At 59.4% G+C, this 12935-nt stretch carries 12 protein-coding genes; 1 reads left to right on the top strand and 11 read right to left on the bottom strand.

Annotated features, from left to right (window positions below; genetic code table 11):
• Positions 1-30: 30 nt before the first annotated feature.
• The 10 genes from ACM6I6_RS23245 to ACM6I6_RS23200 form a co-directional block, all read right to left on the bottom strand.
• A complete protein-coding gene (locus ACM6I6_RS23245; RefSeq protein ID WP_414920774.1) occupies positions 31-2130 on the bottom strand; it encodes an LTA synthase family protein in 2100 nt (699 codons plus the stop codon).
• Between the two features lie 274 nt (positions 2131-2404).
• A complete protein-coding gene (locus tag ACM6I6_RS23240) occupies positions 2405-3010 on the bottom strand; it encodes an START domain-containing protein (protein ID WP_274072999.1) in 606 nt (201 codons plus the stop codon).
• 41 nt (positions 3011-3051) lie between these two features.
• Positions 3052-3306 carry a YkgJ family cysteine cluster protein gene (locus ACM6I6_RS23235; RefSeq protein WP_323628382.1) on the bottom strand — a complete coding sequence of 85 codons (255 nt, stop codon included), beginning with the start codon at positions 3304-3306 and terminating at the stop codon, positions 3052-3054.
• 165 nt (positions 3307-3471) lie between these two features.
• Positions 3472-3933, bottom strand: coding sequence for a translation initiation factor 2 (locus ACM6I6_RS23230; RefSeq protein WP_414920773.1), 462 nt, complete (start codon positions 3931-3933; stop codon positions 3472-3474).
• 90 nt (positions 3934-4023) lie between these two features.
• Entirely contained in the window at positions 4024-5463 is a 1440-nt protein-coding gene (locus tag ACM6I6_RS23225; RefSeq protein ID WP_020799971.1) for a PLP-dependent aminotransferase family protein, read from the bottom strand.
• A gap of 314 nt (positions 5464-5777) precedes the next feature.
• Positions 5778-6590 (bottom strand): OmpA family protein, encoded by an 813-nt coding sequence (locus tag ACM6I6_RS23220; protein WP_274072997.1) that lies wholly within the window; start codon positions 6588-6590, stop codon positions 5778-5780.
• On the bottom strand, positions 6587-6943 hold the full coding sequence (locus ACM6I6_RS23215) for a DUF4398 domain-containing protein (RefSeq protein ID WP_274072996.1): 357 nt from the start codon (positions 6941-6943) through the stop codon (positions 6587-6589). The genes ACM6I6_RS23220 and ACM6I6_RS23215 overlap by 4 nt, the downstream gene beginning before the upstream one ends.
• A 9-nt stretch (positions 6944-6952) precedes the next feature.
• Positions 6953-7768: a substrate-binding periplasmic protein gene (locus ACM6I6_RS23210; protein WP_414920772.1), complete on the bottom strand. Its 816-nt coding sequence runs from the start codon at positions 7766-7768 to the stop codon at positions 6953-6955.
• 188 nt (positions 7769-7956) lie between these two features.
• Positions 7957-8886, bottom strand: a complete 930-nt coding sequence (locus ACM6I6_RS23205) for an electron transfer flavoprotein subunit alpha/FixB family protein (RefSeq protein ID WP_274072994.1) — start codon at positions 8884-8886, stop codon at positions 7957-7959.
• On the bottom strand, positions 8887-9636 hold the full coding sequence (locus ACM6I6_RS23200) for an electron transfer flavoprotein subunit beta/FixA family protein (RefSeq protein ID WP_015093946.1): 750 nt from the start codon (positions 9634-9636) through the stop codon (positions 8887-8889).
• A gap of 546 nt (positions 9637-10182) precedes the next feature.
• On the opposite strand from ACM6I6_RS23200, the gene ACM6I6_RS23195 reads away from it, so the two are divergent.
• Positions 10183-11847: an electron transfer flavoprotein-ubiquinone oxidoreductase gene (locus tag ACM6I6_RS23195; RefSeq protein WP_274072993.1), complete on the top strand. Its 1665-nt coding sequence runs from the start codon at positions 10183-10185 to the stop codon at positions 11845-11847.
• 114 nt (positions 11848-11961) lie between these two features.
• Here the strand turns inward: ACM6I6_RS23195 and ACM6I6_RS23190 are convergent, their stop codons facing one another.
• Positions 11962-12852, bottom strand: coding sequence for an AraC family transcriptional regulator N-terminal domain-containing protein (locus tag ACM6I6_RS23190; RefSeq protein WP_408598216.1), 891 nt, complete (start codon positions 12850-12852; stop codon positions 11962-11964).
• Positions 12853-12935: the final 83 nt, after the last annotated feature.

The raw sequence follows: 12935 nt of genomic DNA, 5'->3' as shown, positions 1-12935 counted from the left end.
TGAAGGGCCTCTTTTTTATTGCAGCGTTGTTTAGTCCGGCTTGCCGTCGACCACACCAGCGGTGTTATCGATCAGGCTCTTGGTCGCCGTTTGCAGGAACGCTTCGAGCTTGGTTTTAAGCTCGGCGGTACGCGGTGCATTCGGAACGACCACGGCACGAGGCGTAGCGCCCAGTTCATACTGGTACATCTTCGGCTCCATGTCCTTGTCCTTCGGCAACACCAGAATCTGGTCCGCGGTGATGATCGCGGTGGTCTGCTCGCTGCCCGATGGCTTGATCACGCCAAACCCGGTATCGCCCTCAGGCAGGTTGAGCAAGTCGCGGCCCCAGCACTGATGACGCACTTCGCCACCGATCCGGCCCATGATTGTCGGCACGATGTCGACCTGGGTGCCAACGGTGTGGTCGAGGGTGCCGAATTTTTCCTGGATGCCCGGTGCGATCAGCAGCATCGGCACGTTGAAACGACCCAGGTCCATTTCGGTGATCTGGCGTTCGTTGCCGAAACCGTGGTCGCCGACGATGACAAACAGGGTTTCCTTGAAGTACGGCTCATTGCGCGCCTTTTCGAAGAACTGGCCCAGCGCCCAGTCCGAGTAACGCATGGCCGTCAAATGCTCGTTCAGGCTGCCACGATCGGTCACACGCTCAACCGGCAATGGGCTCGGCAAGGCGTACGGGGTGTGGTTGGACAGGGTTTGCAGCAAGGCATAGAAGGGTTTCTTGTCCTTGCCATCGCGGGCCTTGAGCTCCACCAGGCCACGGTCGAACATGTCCTGGTCGGACACACCCCAGGTCGGGTCGGAGAACACCGGGTTGACGAAGTCGTTACGCCCGATGAAGTTGGTCATGCCCTGGTTGCTGAAGAAACCCGACTGGTTGTCCCAGGCGAAATCGCCGTTGTAGACATACACGTCGTCGTAGTCACGAGCGCTGAGCAGCTGCGGCAGGCCGGACAGTTTGTGGCTGCCCTCCGGGGTCTGCATCAGGTATTCGAAACCCGGCAAGTTCGGGAAGCAGGCCATGGTGGCGAACATGCCCTGGTGGGTGTGGGTACCGTTGGAGAAGAAGCGGTCGAACAACAGGCCTTCCTTAGACAGTTTGTCGAGGTATGGCGTGATGTTGCCCGGCCCGCCCAGTACACCCACCGAGTGACCGGCCATGCTTTCCATCAGGATCACGACGACGTTCTTGATCGGCAGGGTCTTGTCCACCGGCGGTGTGTAGTCGCGACGCACGGCGGCGGTCTCGCCATCCACCAGTTTGTCGTCCTGCATCACCAGCAGGTCGCGCACGGTCTGCTGCGCCATCGGTTGCGGCAAGGTGGCTTTCCAGATGTTGTCGCGATCTTCGGACATCCGGCTCTTCGCCGCCGCCACCAGGGACAGGGTACCGTTGAGGCCCAGCTGGTTGGCGAAGTTGGAATCGGTGGTGTAGACATCACCCCAACGCATGGGCGGGCCTTGGCGCAAGGTCCCGCGGGCCGCGACCACGCAGATCAGCAGGCAGACCACGAACACCATGGCGCGCGAGTACCAGGGAGCCACCTGGCGGGTGCTGATGCTGCCGCCACTGAACGGGCCACGGGGACGCGTGGCACGGTCGGCGCCCTTGAACGCCAGGCTCAGGATCCAGGTACCCAAGGCCCAGGCCAGCAGGTAGCGAACCACCGGGAAACCGTACCAGAGCATGCTCATCACGGTTTTCGGGTCTTCCTTCACATACTGGAAGACCAGCCCGTTGAGGCGCTGGTGGAATTCACGGTAGAAGTCCATCTCCATCAGGCCGAGGAACAGCGCGATGCTGGAAGTTACCGTCAGCCACAGGCGAAAGATCCCGCGCGCGGCCATGGCCCTGGCACTGAACAGCGCCAGCACCAGCGGAATGCTCAGGTACACCACCAGGCGCAGGTCGAAACGCAGGCCATTGGCGAATGCTTCGAAAAAGGTCGCGGCCGGTGTATCGAGGATCATTTCGCGGTTGTAGACCAGCAGCGCGAGGCGCAGTGCGGAAAACATCACCATCATGACCAGAGCGCACAACAGCGTGTAGGCCAGATGCGATTTGACGGTCGGTTGCAGCAAGCGACTCGATGCTCGCTTCTGACTCAGGGCGTCCGGGATTGCCATGTCGTTTTAGGACCCATTGGAAGTTGAAGTTTCGAAAATACAGCTGCGCCCTGCCCTCTGTTGGCCAGTACTCGGCCCCGGGGTTTGCGCGGTGCGCAAATGTTGCACGATCAATCGCGGCATTGCCATTGATTACTGTTCGTCGATGGCGGCGCGGGCGAATTGTCTTGGAGGCTTTGTGAAAATTTTGTGCAACGAATATCTGGAAACACAATAAAGGCGAAAGATCGCAGCCTTCGGCAGCTCCTACAGGGGCTGCGATCTTTGATCGGCGTTACTTCTCGGCGCGCTCTTTCAGGGCTTTCAACGTATTGAACGGGGCATCGACCACAAACTTGTTGGCCACCATCGATGGCACGCTGCCGCCAGGCTCGGTATGCACCTGGTAGGTCACCTCGACCTGATCGCCCTTGGGTACGAACTTCCAGAAACCGTCGACCTTGGCGACCCGGACAAAACCTTTTTCTTCAGGAATGTATTTCGGCACGCCCTCGAGCTTGCGGGTCAAGCTGCCATCGGCACCAACAGTCGTGGTGATATGCACCACCGAATCACGCGGCGTGACCGGCCATGGCGTATTGAACTGGGTGTAGGTCCAGCTCTGGTCGCCTTCGCGCTTGAGCAACTTCTGGGTCTTGCACTCGTGAATCCAGGCGCAGGTGCCGACCACGTCTTCCTGCAGCGCGCGCAGCTTGGCCACGGTGGTCTTCATCAGCGTGACGCCCTGATAGGCCTTGTAGTCGGAGCCGGGCACTTCACTCAGGGATATCTTGATGCCGTCTTCATTCCTGGCGACCTTCCAGTCTTCGGCCTGGGCGACCGACGTGGCCAGGACAGCCGTCAAACCACACAACACAGCCATACGATGCAGCGAACCCATAATCTTATTCCTTATTGTTGAAGTTCCGTTCGTCGAACACATCACGCGGCCGTCATTTGCTCCCACCAGCCAATCAACCGAATAGCCTCTTCGCTGCTGCTGCCACACACCTCGACGTCAGCCTCGAAAGCCGAACACACCGCCGGACGCTCGGGTTTACCGAAAATGTTGCACAGGTTTTCTGTAGAGAGTTGCAGGCAACGCTCCCCGGCGGCTTTGCCATTGGGCATACCGGGAATCGGTGAACTGATGGAAGGGGCTATGCAGCAGGCGCCACAGCCCTCACGGCATTTCATGACGAAAAGTTCCTCGCGACGAGCAATGTGTTAAAGGACGGGGCACAGAGTAACCGCTAAAACAGTTGTTTTAAATTACTCGGCCTCGGGTTTTTACCCGCAAGCGAGCGTGACCGGGCAGTCTCCGACCAAGCGTCTTTGCTTGCGGGCATGCAAAGGCGGGATTCAACGCTTGAATTCGAATTCCAGCGCCGCGCCTTCGACTTCACGGCGTTCTTCGTTACGCAGTTGCAACTGCATTTCGTTATTGATCAGCTTGCCGTTGATCTGGAACTGGTTGTTTTTGTCGCCGAACATTTCCGGCAACACCGGTTCGCGCTTGGGTAATGGCACTGTACCGACCGGTTTCAGCTCTTCGACCATGTCCTTGGGCAAACTCAGGTCCAGGTCGGCTGAAGGGATTGGGGTTTTCACCACCTCGCTGGCCGGTTTTGACTTTGAAGCAACCGGTGGGCGCTTTTTTACCGCGGCGGTCTTTTTCGCCGGTGCGGTTTTATTCGCAGATGTGGTTTTTTTCGGGGTGCTGGCGGTGGGTTTTTCCTGCACGGATTCGGCCTGCGCGGTCGCCGGCAGAACACTCGCTAACAGGCAGATCAACAGCCAGGCGGCAGGAAAAATCGGCTTCATGGACCCAACGATGCAAACGGCGAAAACGACAGAGGTGCATATGCTCGCCTGTTGCGCGCCCCGTGACAAGCACGGACCGGAACCGCTCGGTCAAAAGCCGCCGGCCATCTCCTGGCAAAGCTGGGTAGCGAGCATGCCCAAGGTCATCAACGCCCGTTCGGCTTCGCGGTTCCATGGGATCCCGCAATTGAGCCGGATGCAGTGATTGAACTGCTCGGTGTTACTGAAGATCAGCCCTGGCGCGATACTGATGCCCTGCTGCAACGCGCGCACGTGCAGTTCCTGGGTGTTGACCCGTCCCGGCAGGCTCACCCACAAAATGAAACCGCCGGTCGGCCGGGTCATCTGCGTGCCTTCGGGGAAATACTGCTGCACCGCCAGCTGGAAAGCGCTGAGGTTCTTGCGGTACTCCTGGCGGATGTAACGCAAATGGCGGTCGTAGCCACCGTTTTCCAGATAGGCGGCAATGCCCATCTGCGTGACGCTGCAGGCTGAATGAGTACTGAAAGTCTGCAGTCGCTGGATCTCCTGCTGGTACTTGCCGGCAATCATCCAGCCGATCCGCACCCCGGGTGACAGGGTCTTGGAGAAGCTGGAGCAATAGATCACGCGATCCAGGCGGTCATAGGCCTTGAGCGATTTGGTGCGGCCCTGCTCGAACATCAGCTCGCCGTAGATATCGTCTTCGACGATCTGGATATCGAAGTCCGACGCCAGGCGCAGCAGCTGCTTCTGCCGCTCTTCGGGCATGGTGCCGCCTAGCGGGTTACTCAGACGAGTGGTCAGCACCAGCGCCTTGATCGACCACTGGTTGGCGGCCAATTGCAGGGCTTCCAGACTCATGCCGGTGGACGGGTCGCTGGGAATTTCTATGACCTTGAGGCCCAGCAGATCGGCCAGCTGCAACAAACCGTAGTAGGTTGGCGACTCGGCTGCGATCAGGTCACCGGGCCGGGTCAGCACCCGCAGGGACATCTGCAAGGCGTCGACGCAGCCGTGGGTGATCACCACTTCCGAGGGGTCGACCACCACGCCGGCATCGCGCATGCGGATCGCCACCTGTCGGCGCAAGGGTTCGAAACCGGGGCTGAACATGTAGCTGAAAGCCCGCGGGCTATGGAACCGGGTGACCTTGGCCAACTGCTGATGCAGCGCCCGCACCGGTAGATAGTCGACGCTGGGCACCGCGGCGCCCAGGGGAAAAACGCCCTCACGGCGCGATTCGACCAACACCTGCTGGATGATGCTGCTGCGGGTGACCAGGCCTGGCCGTTCGACCCGGGCGATGTCCGGGGTCGGCGCCGTCAGCGCCGGGGTCTGGTGCACGTAGTAACCGGACTGCGGCCGCGCGCGGATCAGCCCCTGATCCTCGAGGTTGGCATACGCCTGCAACACCGTGGCATGGCTGACGTTGAGCTGCGAACTCATCTTGCGCACCGAAGGCACGCGCTCGCCCGGTTGATAGACACCACGGCGGATGTCTTCGGCCAGTTGCTGAGCAATACGTTGGTAGAGCAAGAGGTTGGTCATGACGCAGCACTCGATTTCACGGGTATTTTATTCTTGTGTAAAACAATACCGGAACAGTTTAGAAGTGTACGGGGACAGTTGCCACAATAGTCGACAGTACAGTGCAGTGTCAGCAAGAACTGTACTGTTTTGCGAGATATTTGGCAGACATAAAAAAACCCGGCGCTGTATGGCAGCGCCGGGTAGTACGAGATTTGTAGGAGCTGTCGACTGAAAGGAGACTGCGATCTTTACAGGGTCACTTGAGTTTCAAGGAAGATCAAAAGATCGCAGCCTCGTTTCACTCGTCAGCTCCTACAGGCCGGATTTCACATTCAGCGGGCGGCGCCCAACTGGCCTTTTTCGTCGGAAAACACGATTTCCACTCGACGGTTCTGCGCACGGCCGCGCTCGGAAGCGTTCACGTCCACAGGGTATTCATCGCCGTAGCCTTCCACCTTGATGCGCTTGTCGTCGATGCCCAGGTCCATCAAGACGTCAGCCACCGATTGCGCACGGTCCCGCGACAACTTGAGGTTGTCCTGCTTGCCGCCGGTGCTGTCGGTGTAGCCCTCGATCCGCACCACACGCTTGGGGTTGAGCTGCAGGAATTGCACGATCTTGAGCACCACGCGATTGGCCGAGTTTTTCAGCTCTGCTTCACCGGTGTCGAACAGCACATCGCCCAGGGTCATCACCAGGCCACGATCGGTCTGGGTGGTCGCCAGCGCAACAATCTGTTCTTCGAGCAACTTGCCCTGCTGCTGCACGCTGAACAGCTTGGATTCGCGCAACGCCAGTTGCAGGCGTTGACGCTCCAGTTCGAGCTTCGCGGCGCGCTCTTCGTTGAGCACCTGGTTGGTGTGCTCGCGAGCGATTTCGCTGTAGCGCTGGCTCAGGTAGGCGTAATGCACCACGTCCGAACCGCTGCCCCAATAGCTGGACAACCGATCGGCGCGGGCCAGGGACTCACCGGCCCGAATCACGTCCTTTGGCGCGATGCGCAACACGTTGGAGTCTTCCTTGACCTTCTGGAAATCAGCACCGGCCTGCTGCAATGCCGACTCACTGTGCTGACCGGCGCAACCATAAAGGTTCATGCAGCCGGCCAGGATCACACCGCCGAGGGTTAGGGTCTTGAGGCTCATTGGGCATCTCCCAGTTGCTTGCGCAGGCGGGCGATGCGGGTGTTGAGCACGTTCAGCTGCTCTTCGCTCTTGAGGGTCAGGACCCGGGCTTCTGCCAGGCGCGCATCCAGTTCGGCCTGTTCAGCGCGCATCCGCGCATTCCTGAACGATTGGTCGGCCATGCTGCCCTTGGCGCGGTTGTACTTGTCTTCGGCCAGTTTCATTTGCGGCACTTCGTCGGCAGTGGCGCCCACGGCCTTCGCTTGCTCGAGTGCCTGTTCGGTCAGGCGCATTTGTTCAATCGGCGCCGGATCGGCTGCACAACCCGCCAGGGCCAGAAGGGCCAGGGCAGCGAAAAGAGGTCGGATACTCACTAAAAATCCTTACTGTTTTGGGGTACTGACAGGTTTTTTCTGCTGCGCGTTCCAACGCTCGATATTGCGTTGCAGCGCGACCTCCGTCAGTCCGGACGCGGGCAATTCTGTCATCTTTTTGGCCAGCTGTCCGCGCAACCACGGATCGTTGCAGGCGGAGTTATGGGAAACCGCCAGGAACAGTCCAGGTCTGTCGACCGGTTGCTCTCGGGCAACCAGGTCATTGGCCATGCCCAACGTCTGCGCCATTGCCATGCCGGAGTAGCGCCCGGCCAGGACAAATTCCACCTCGCCCAACAGCAGTTTCTGAAAGGCCTGGGTCAGGTTTGGCGTACGTGTGAGGGCCAATTGCTGCTCGGCGTAAGTAGCGAATGCCGAGGTCAATCGAGACTTTTCCGACAAAGCGCCTGGATGACCATGCAGGTCCTGCACTTCGTTGTAGACCAGCGACGAGTCCCTGCGGGTCCAGACCAGGTAATCGTTTTCCAGCAACGGTGGATGAATGTAATCCAGGGATTCCAGCTCAGTGACCGTCAAAGGTGCATCGGCCAGCATGTCCATGCGCCCGCTGCGTACTTCGTCCAGGGCTTGGGAGCGTTTGCCGGCATAGAGCATTTCGACCTTGATCCCCAACTGCCCTGCTACCTGCTGCAACAAATCGGCACTGGCACCGATCAGGTGCTTGGGATTTTGCGGGTCCTGCCACAGGTACGGTGGCGCATCCGGGCTGCCGGTGACCACCAGGCGTTCGCACTTTCCGGCGGCGACGGACAGCGTCGGCAAAAGCATCAATCCCAGCAAGCTCCACGCAAGACGCAGATCCATGGCAATACTCTCCCGTTGAGACCGTGTATATCCCTGTAGGAGCGAGCTTGTTCGCGATGGTCTCAGATGTGCCGCGTTCATGCAGAATGCGCGCGTCATCGTTAACGTCCATCGCGAGCAAGCTCGCTCCTACAGGAAAAAAAAAGCCCGACCAAAGGGTCGGGCTCTTTATAAGTGAAGCAGCCGGATTAGACCAGCTTCTCCAGCTCAGGGATGGCTTCGAACAGGTCCGCCACCAGGCCGTAATCGGCCACCTGGAAGATCGGCGCTTCTTCGTCCTTGTTGATCGCAACGATCACCTTGGAGTCTTTCATGCCGGCCAGGTGCTGGATCGCGCCGGAGATACCGACGGCGATGTACAGCTGTGGAGCAACGATCTTGCCGGTCTGACCGACCTGCATGTCGTTCGGAACAAAACCTGCGTCGACCGCGGCGCGGGAAGCACCGACGGCAGCGCCCAGCTTGTCGGCCAGAGCGTACAGGTGTTTGAAGTTGTCGCCGTTCTGCATGCCGCGCCCGCCGGAAACGACGATCTTGGCAGCGGTCAGTTCCGGACGATCGGACTTGGCCAGCTCTTCGCCGACGAAGCTGGAGATACCAGCGTCGTGGGCAGCGCCAACGGCTTCAACAGCCGCCGAACCACCGGTAGCGGCAACCGGATCGAAACCGGTGGCACGCACGGTGATCACTTTCACTGCAGCGTTCGATTGAACGGTAGCGATGGCGTTACCAGCGTAGATCGGGCGCTTGAAGGTGTCAGCGCTTTCTACCGAGATGATCTCGGAGATCTGGTCAACGTCCAGTGCAGCGGCAACGCGCGGCAGGATGTTTTTGCCGTTGGAAGTGGCGGCAGCCAGGATGTGGCTGTAGCCATTGCCCAACTCTGCGACCAGAGGAGCGACGTTTTCCGGCAGTTGGTGAGCGTAGGCAGCGTTATCAGCGACCAATACTTTGCTCACGCCAGCCACTTGCGCAGCGGCTTCAGCCACGGCGCCAGCGCCCTGGCCTGCAACCAGAACGTGGATGTCACCGCCAATCTTGGCGGCGGCAGCAACGGTGTTCAGCGTGGCCGGGGCCAGCACTTTGTTGTCGTGTTCAGCAATAACCAAGATAGTCATTTAGATTACCTTCGCTTCGTTTTTCAGTTTCTCGACCAGTTCAGCCACCGACTTGACCTTGATACCCGCGCTGCGTGCAGCAGGCGCTTCGACTTTCAGAGTCTTGTTGGTGGAGGCGGTGGAAACGCCCAAAGCGTCCGGAGTCAGCACTTCGAGAGGCTTCTTCTTGGCTTTCATGATGTTTGGCAGGGACGCATAACGCGGCTCGTTCAAACGCAGGTCGGTGGTGACGATGGCCGGCAGTTTCAGGGAAACGGTCTGCGCGCCGCCGTCGATTTCGCGAGTCACGGCAACGCTGTCGCCGCTGATTTCGACTTTCGAAGCGAAGGTGCCCTGACCGTAGCCGCTCAGTGCAGCCAGCATCTGGCCAGTCTGGTTGTTGTCGCTGTCGATCGCTTGTTTGCCAAGGATCACCAGCTGAGGCTGTTCCTTGTCGACTACAGCTTTCAACAGTTTGGCAACGGCCAGGGAGGTCAGGTCTTCGGCGGACTCGACGAGGATGGCGCGGTCGGCACCCAGAGCCAGCGCGGTGCGCAGTTGCTCTTGAGCGGTGGACGGGCCGACGGAGACGACGACGATTTCAGTCGCAACACCCTTCTCTTTCAGGCGTACGGCTTCTTCCACGGCGATCTCGCAGAACGGGTTCATCGACATCTTGACGTTGGCAAGATCGACGCCGGAATTGTCCGCCTTGACGCGAACTTTCACGTTGTAATCCACAACGCGTTTGACAGCTACAAGAACCTTCATGGATTCCTCGTTACTCTCCGGTGAAAAGAAAGTCGCCTAGGCGAACCTGGCGGTTGATGCTCATCGGGCGCAAGGGCACCTCCAAAAACGCCGGCAAAGGTGTCAAGTGACCATCGCTCATGATCTGTATGACCGTTCGTCAGTGGTGACTGAGGAGTCATTCAACATCGCGGCGTGTAAACTGCGCATCAAGCAAGCGCAGCGTCATTCTCTCCTGCCATCGCCCTGTCTTTAGAGGTGCTCTTGAAACCAACAGTCAGCCTACGGCGAGCGCAAAACCGCCCGTATCTTGACCGGAACACCTATTCCGGTCAATACGCCAAAATGGCCGTTCATAAGCCGGGTGACTTTGATTTCTCTGGCTTGGAGCCATTTCAAACAAACGTTTGTATTGGACGCTGAGAGTGGTGTAGATATAATGCGCCACCAAAGAGAAAGGTGGTTAATCGATTGTCCTCTCCCGGCGTCACGCAGGGATTCACGGATGCGACACCCAACCTCCCTAATTAGAAAAAAAACTGTTGAGCCTTGAGTAGGAGATAACCTGTGGAACGCGAATACATGGAATTCGACGTGGTCATCGTCGGTGCCGGCCCCGCTGGTCTTTCCGCTGCCTGCCGATTGAAGCAGAAGGCCGCCGAAGCCGGTAAGGAAATCAGCGTCTGCGTGGTCGAAAAAGGCTCCGAAGTCGGTGCTCACATCCTGTCCGGTGCGGTGTTCGAGCCTCGGGCCCTGAACGAACTGTTCCCGAACTGGAAAGAACTCGGCGCGCCGCTGAACACGCCGGTCACCCGCGACGACATCTTCGTGCTGAAGAACGCTGAAAGCGCGCAGAAAATTCCAGACTTCTTTGTGCCCAAGACCATGCACAACGAAGGCAACTACATCATCTCCCTGGGCAACCTGTGCCGCTGGCTGGCCCAGCAGGCCGAGAACCTGGGCGTGGAGATCTACCCGGGCTTCGCCGCCCAGGAAGCCCTGATCGACGAAAACGGCGTGGTACGCGGGATCATCACCGGCGACCTGGGCGTTGACCGCGAAGGCAATCCGAAAGAAGGCCTGTACACCCCGGGCATGGAACTGCGCGGCAAGTACACGCTGTTCGCCGAAGGCTGCCGTGGCCACATCGGCAAGCAGCTGATCAAGCGCTTCAACCTCGACACTGACGCTGATGCCCAGCACTACGGCATCGGCCTGAAGGAAATCTGGGAAGTCGACCCGGCCAAGCATCAGCCAGGCCTGGTGGTGCACACCGCCGGTTGGCCGATGGACATCATGGGCACCGAGAACACCGGTGGCTCGTTCCTCTATCACCTGGAAAACAACCAGGTAGTAGTCGGCCTGATCGTTGACCTGTCCTACAGCAACACTTACCTGTCGCCGTTCGACGAGTTCCAGCGCCTCAAGCATCACCCGGTGCTCAAGCAGTACCTGGAAGGCGGCAAGCGCATCAGCTACGGCGCCCGCGCCATCTGCAAGGGCGGCCTGAACTCGCTGCCGAAAATGGTCTTCAAGGGCGGCGCGCTGATCGGTTGCGATCTGGGCACCCTGAACTTCGCCAAGATCAAGGGCAGCCACACCGCGATGAAGTCCGGCATGCTCGCCGCTGAATCGGTGGCTGACGCACTGTTCGCCGACAAGGACGGTACTGAAGAACTGACCACTTACGTCGACGCGTTCAAGAACAGCTGGCTGCACGAAGAACTGTTCGCCAGCCGTAACTTCGGCCCGGCGATCCACAAGTTCGGCGCCATCGTCGGTGGCGGTTTCAACTGGCTGGACCAGAACATCTTCGGCGGCAAACTGCCGTTCACCCTGCACGACACCAAGCCGGATTACGCGTGCCTGAAACTGGCCGCCGACTGCAAGAAGATCGACTATCCGAAACCGGACGGCAAGATCAGCTTCGACAAACTCAGCTCGGTGTTCATCTCCGGTACCAACCACGAAGAAGAGCAGCCTTGCCACCTGAAGCTGACCGATCCGAGCATCCCGATCAGCAAGAACCTGCCACTGTACGATGAGCCGGCACAGCGTTACTGCCCGGCTGGCGTGTACGAAGTGATCACCAAGGAAGACGGCGAGAAGCGCTTCCAGATCAACGCCCAGAACTGCGTTCACTGCAAGACCTGCGACATCAAGGACCCTGCACAGAACATCACCTGGGTGACGCCGGAAGGCGCTGGCGGCCCGACTTACCCGAACATGTAAGCCGAACGCCTGGACATCGAGGCTCCCGAAATGGGGGCCTTTTTGTTGCCTGCGATTGATGAATCAACCTAGATCCAATGTGGGAGCAGGCTCGCACAGGGTTTCCCTACGGGTTCAGGCAGCGCGTTCCTCGCCCGGATTACGCTCGAAGTAGCGCTTGTACTCGCGACTGAACTGCGACGTGCTCTGATACCCCACCCGATGCGCCACCTGCGCCACGCCCAGCCCCTCGCCCAGCAACAACTGCTGCGCCCGAAGCAAACGCAATCGCTTCAGATATTGCACCGGCGACAGCAAGGTGCTGCGCTTGAAATGCTCATGAAAGGTCGACGCACTCATGTTGGCGCAGCTGGCCAGGGTCTCGACGTTCAGCGGCTCGGTGTAATGCGCATGCAGATGGCTGAGGGATGCCGCGATCCGCGCGAATTGTCCCTGCTGCTCGACCAGGGCGCGCAACACATCCGCCTGCGGACCGCGCAAGGCGACGAACAGCAATTCCCGCAAACGCGCTTGCCCCATGATCTGGCATTCCAGCGGATCGTGCAGGCAGCGCAACAAGCGTTCGACACAACCGCGCATGGCGTCATCGAGCACCGCCGAGGTCATGGACTCCGGTGTTTGTGCCGCAATATGCCGCCCCGGCGCCAAGCCCATCGCCAACACCAACTCGCCGAGCATCACCCGGTCGATCGCCACAGACACACCCAGCATGGGCCCGCTCGGTGCGGCAAAGGTTTCACACTCGAACGGCACCGGCAGCGCCTGGATCAGATAGTGCCCTGCCCCATATTCCAGGGTGCGCGGCCCCAGGTACGCCAGTTTGCTGCCCTGGGCGATGATCACCAGGCTCGGCTCGTAGATCTGCGGGCCACGGGCCACATCGCAACTGGCGCGCAGAACCTGCACGCCCGGCAACGCGGTCGGGACGAATCCGTCGCGGGTCGACAACGGCTCAATCAGCGAAACCAGCGCGGCATTGGCATCAAGGTGACGGGTCAACAACATTGGAAAAGCTTCACGGAAATAGGGATGAAAGCATCATCGCAGGTCTGATCGCCAGTGCGATCGATCAAGAGCCGATGCCGGAG

The sequence above is a fragment of the Pseudomonas sp. IT-P218 genome (assembly GCF_949767605.1).
In the GTDB taxonomy this organism is placed as follows: domain Bacteria; phylum Pseudomonadota; class Gammaproteobacteria; order Pseudomonadales; family Pseudomonadaceae; genus Aquipseudomonas; species Aquipseudomonas putida_AE.
The sequence above is the reverse complement of the archived record's forward strand: the minus strand, read 5'-3'. Positions and strand labels throughout refer to the sequence as shown.

Bases quoted from the DNA above. Each gene is read 5' to 3' on its own strand.
- ACM6I6_RS23235 (WP_323628382.1), bottom strand. From the start codon at position 3,306: ATGAAATGCCGTGAGGGCTGTGGCGCCTGCTGCATAGCCCCTTCCATC.
- ACM6I6_RS23240 (WP_274072999.1), bottom strand. From the start codon at position 3,010: ATGGGTTCGCTGCATCGTATGGCTGTGTTGTGTGGTTTGACGGCTGTC.
- ACM6I6_RS23230 (WP_414920773.1), bottom strand. From the start codon at position 3,933: ATGAAGCCGATTTTTCCTGCCGCCTGGCTGTTGATCTGCCTGTTAGCG.
- ACM6I6_RS23190 (WP_408598216.1), bottom strand. From the start codon at position 12,852: ATGTTGTTGACCCGTCACCTTGATGCCAATGCCGCGCTGGTTTCGCTG.
- ACM6I6_RS23245 (WP_414920774.1), bottom strand. From the start codon at position 2,130: ATGGCAATCCCGGACGCCCTGAGTCAGAAGCGAGCATCGAGTCGCTTG.
- ACM6I6_RS23200 (WP_015093946.1), bottom strand. From the start codon at position 9,636: ATGAAGGTTCTTGTAGCTGTCAAACGCGTTGTGGATTACAACGTGAAA.
- ACM6I6_RS23205 (WP_274072994.1), bottom strand. From the start codon at position 8,886: ATGACTATCTTGGTTATTGCTGAACACGACAACAAAGTGCTGGCCCCG.
- ACM6I6_RS23220 (WP_274072997.1), bottom strand. From the start codon at position 6,590: ATGAGCCTCAAGACCCTAACCCTCGGCGGTGTGATCCTGGCCGGCTGC.
- ACM6I6_RS23225 (WP_020799971.1), bottom strand. From the start codon at position 5,463: ATGACCAACCTCTTGCTCTACCAACGTATTGCTCAGCAACTGGCCGAA.
- ACM6I6_RS23210 (WP_414920772.1), bottom strand. From the start codon at position 7,768: ATGGATCTGCGTCTTGCGTGGAGCTTGCTGGGATTGATGCTTTTGCCG.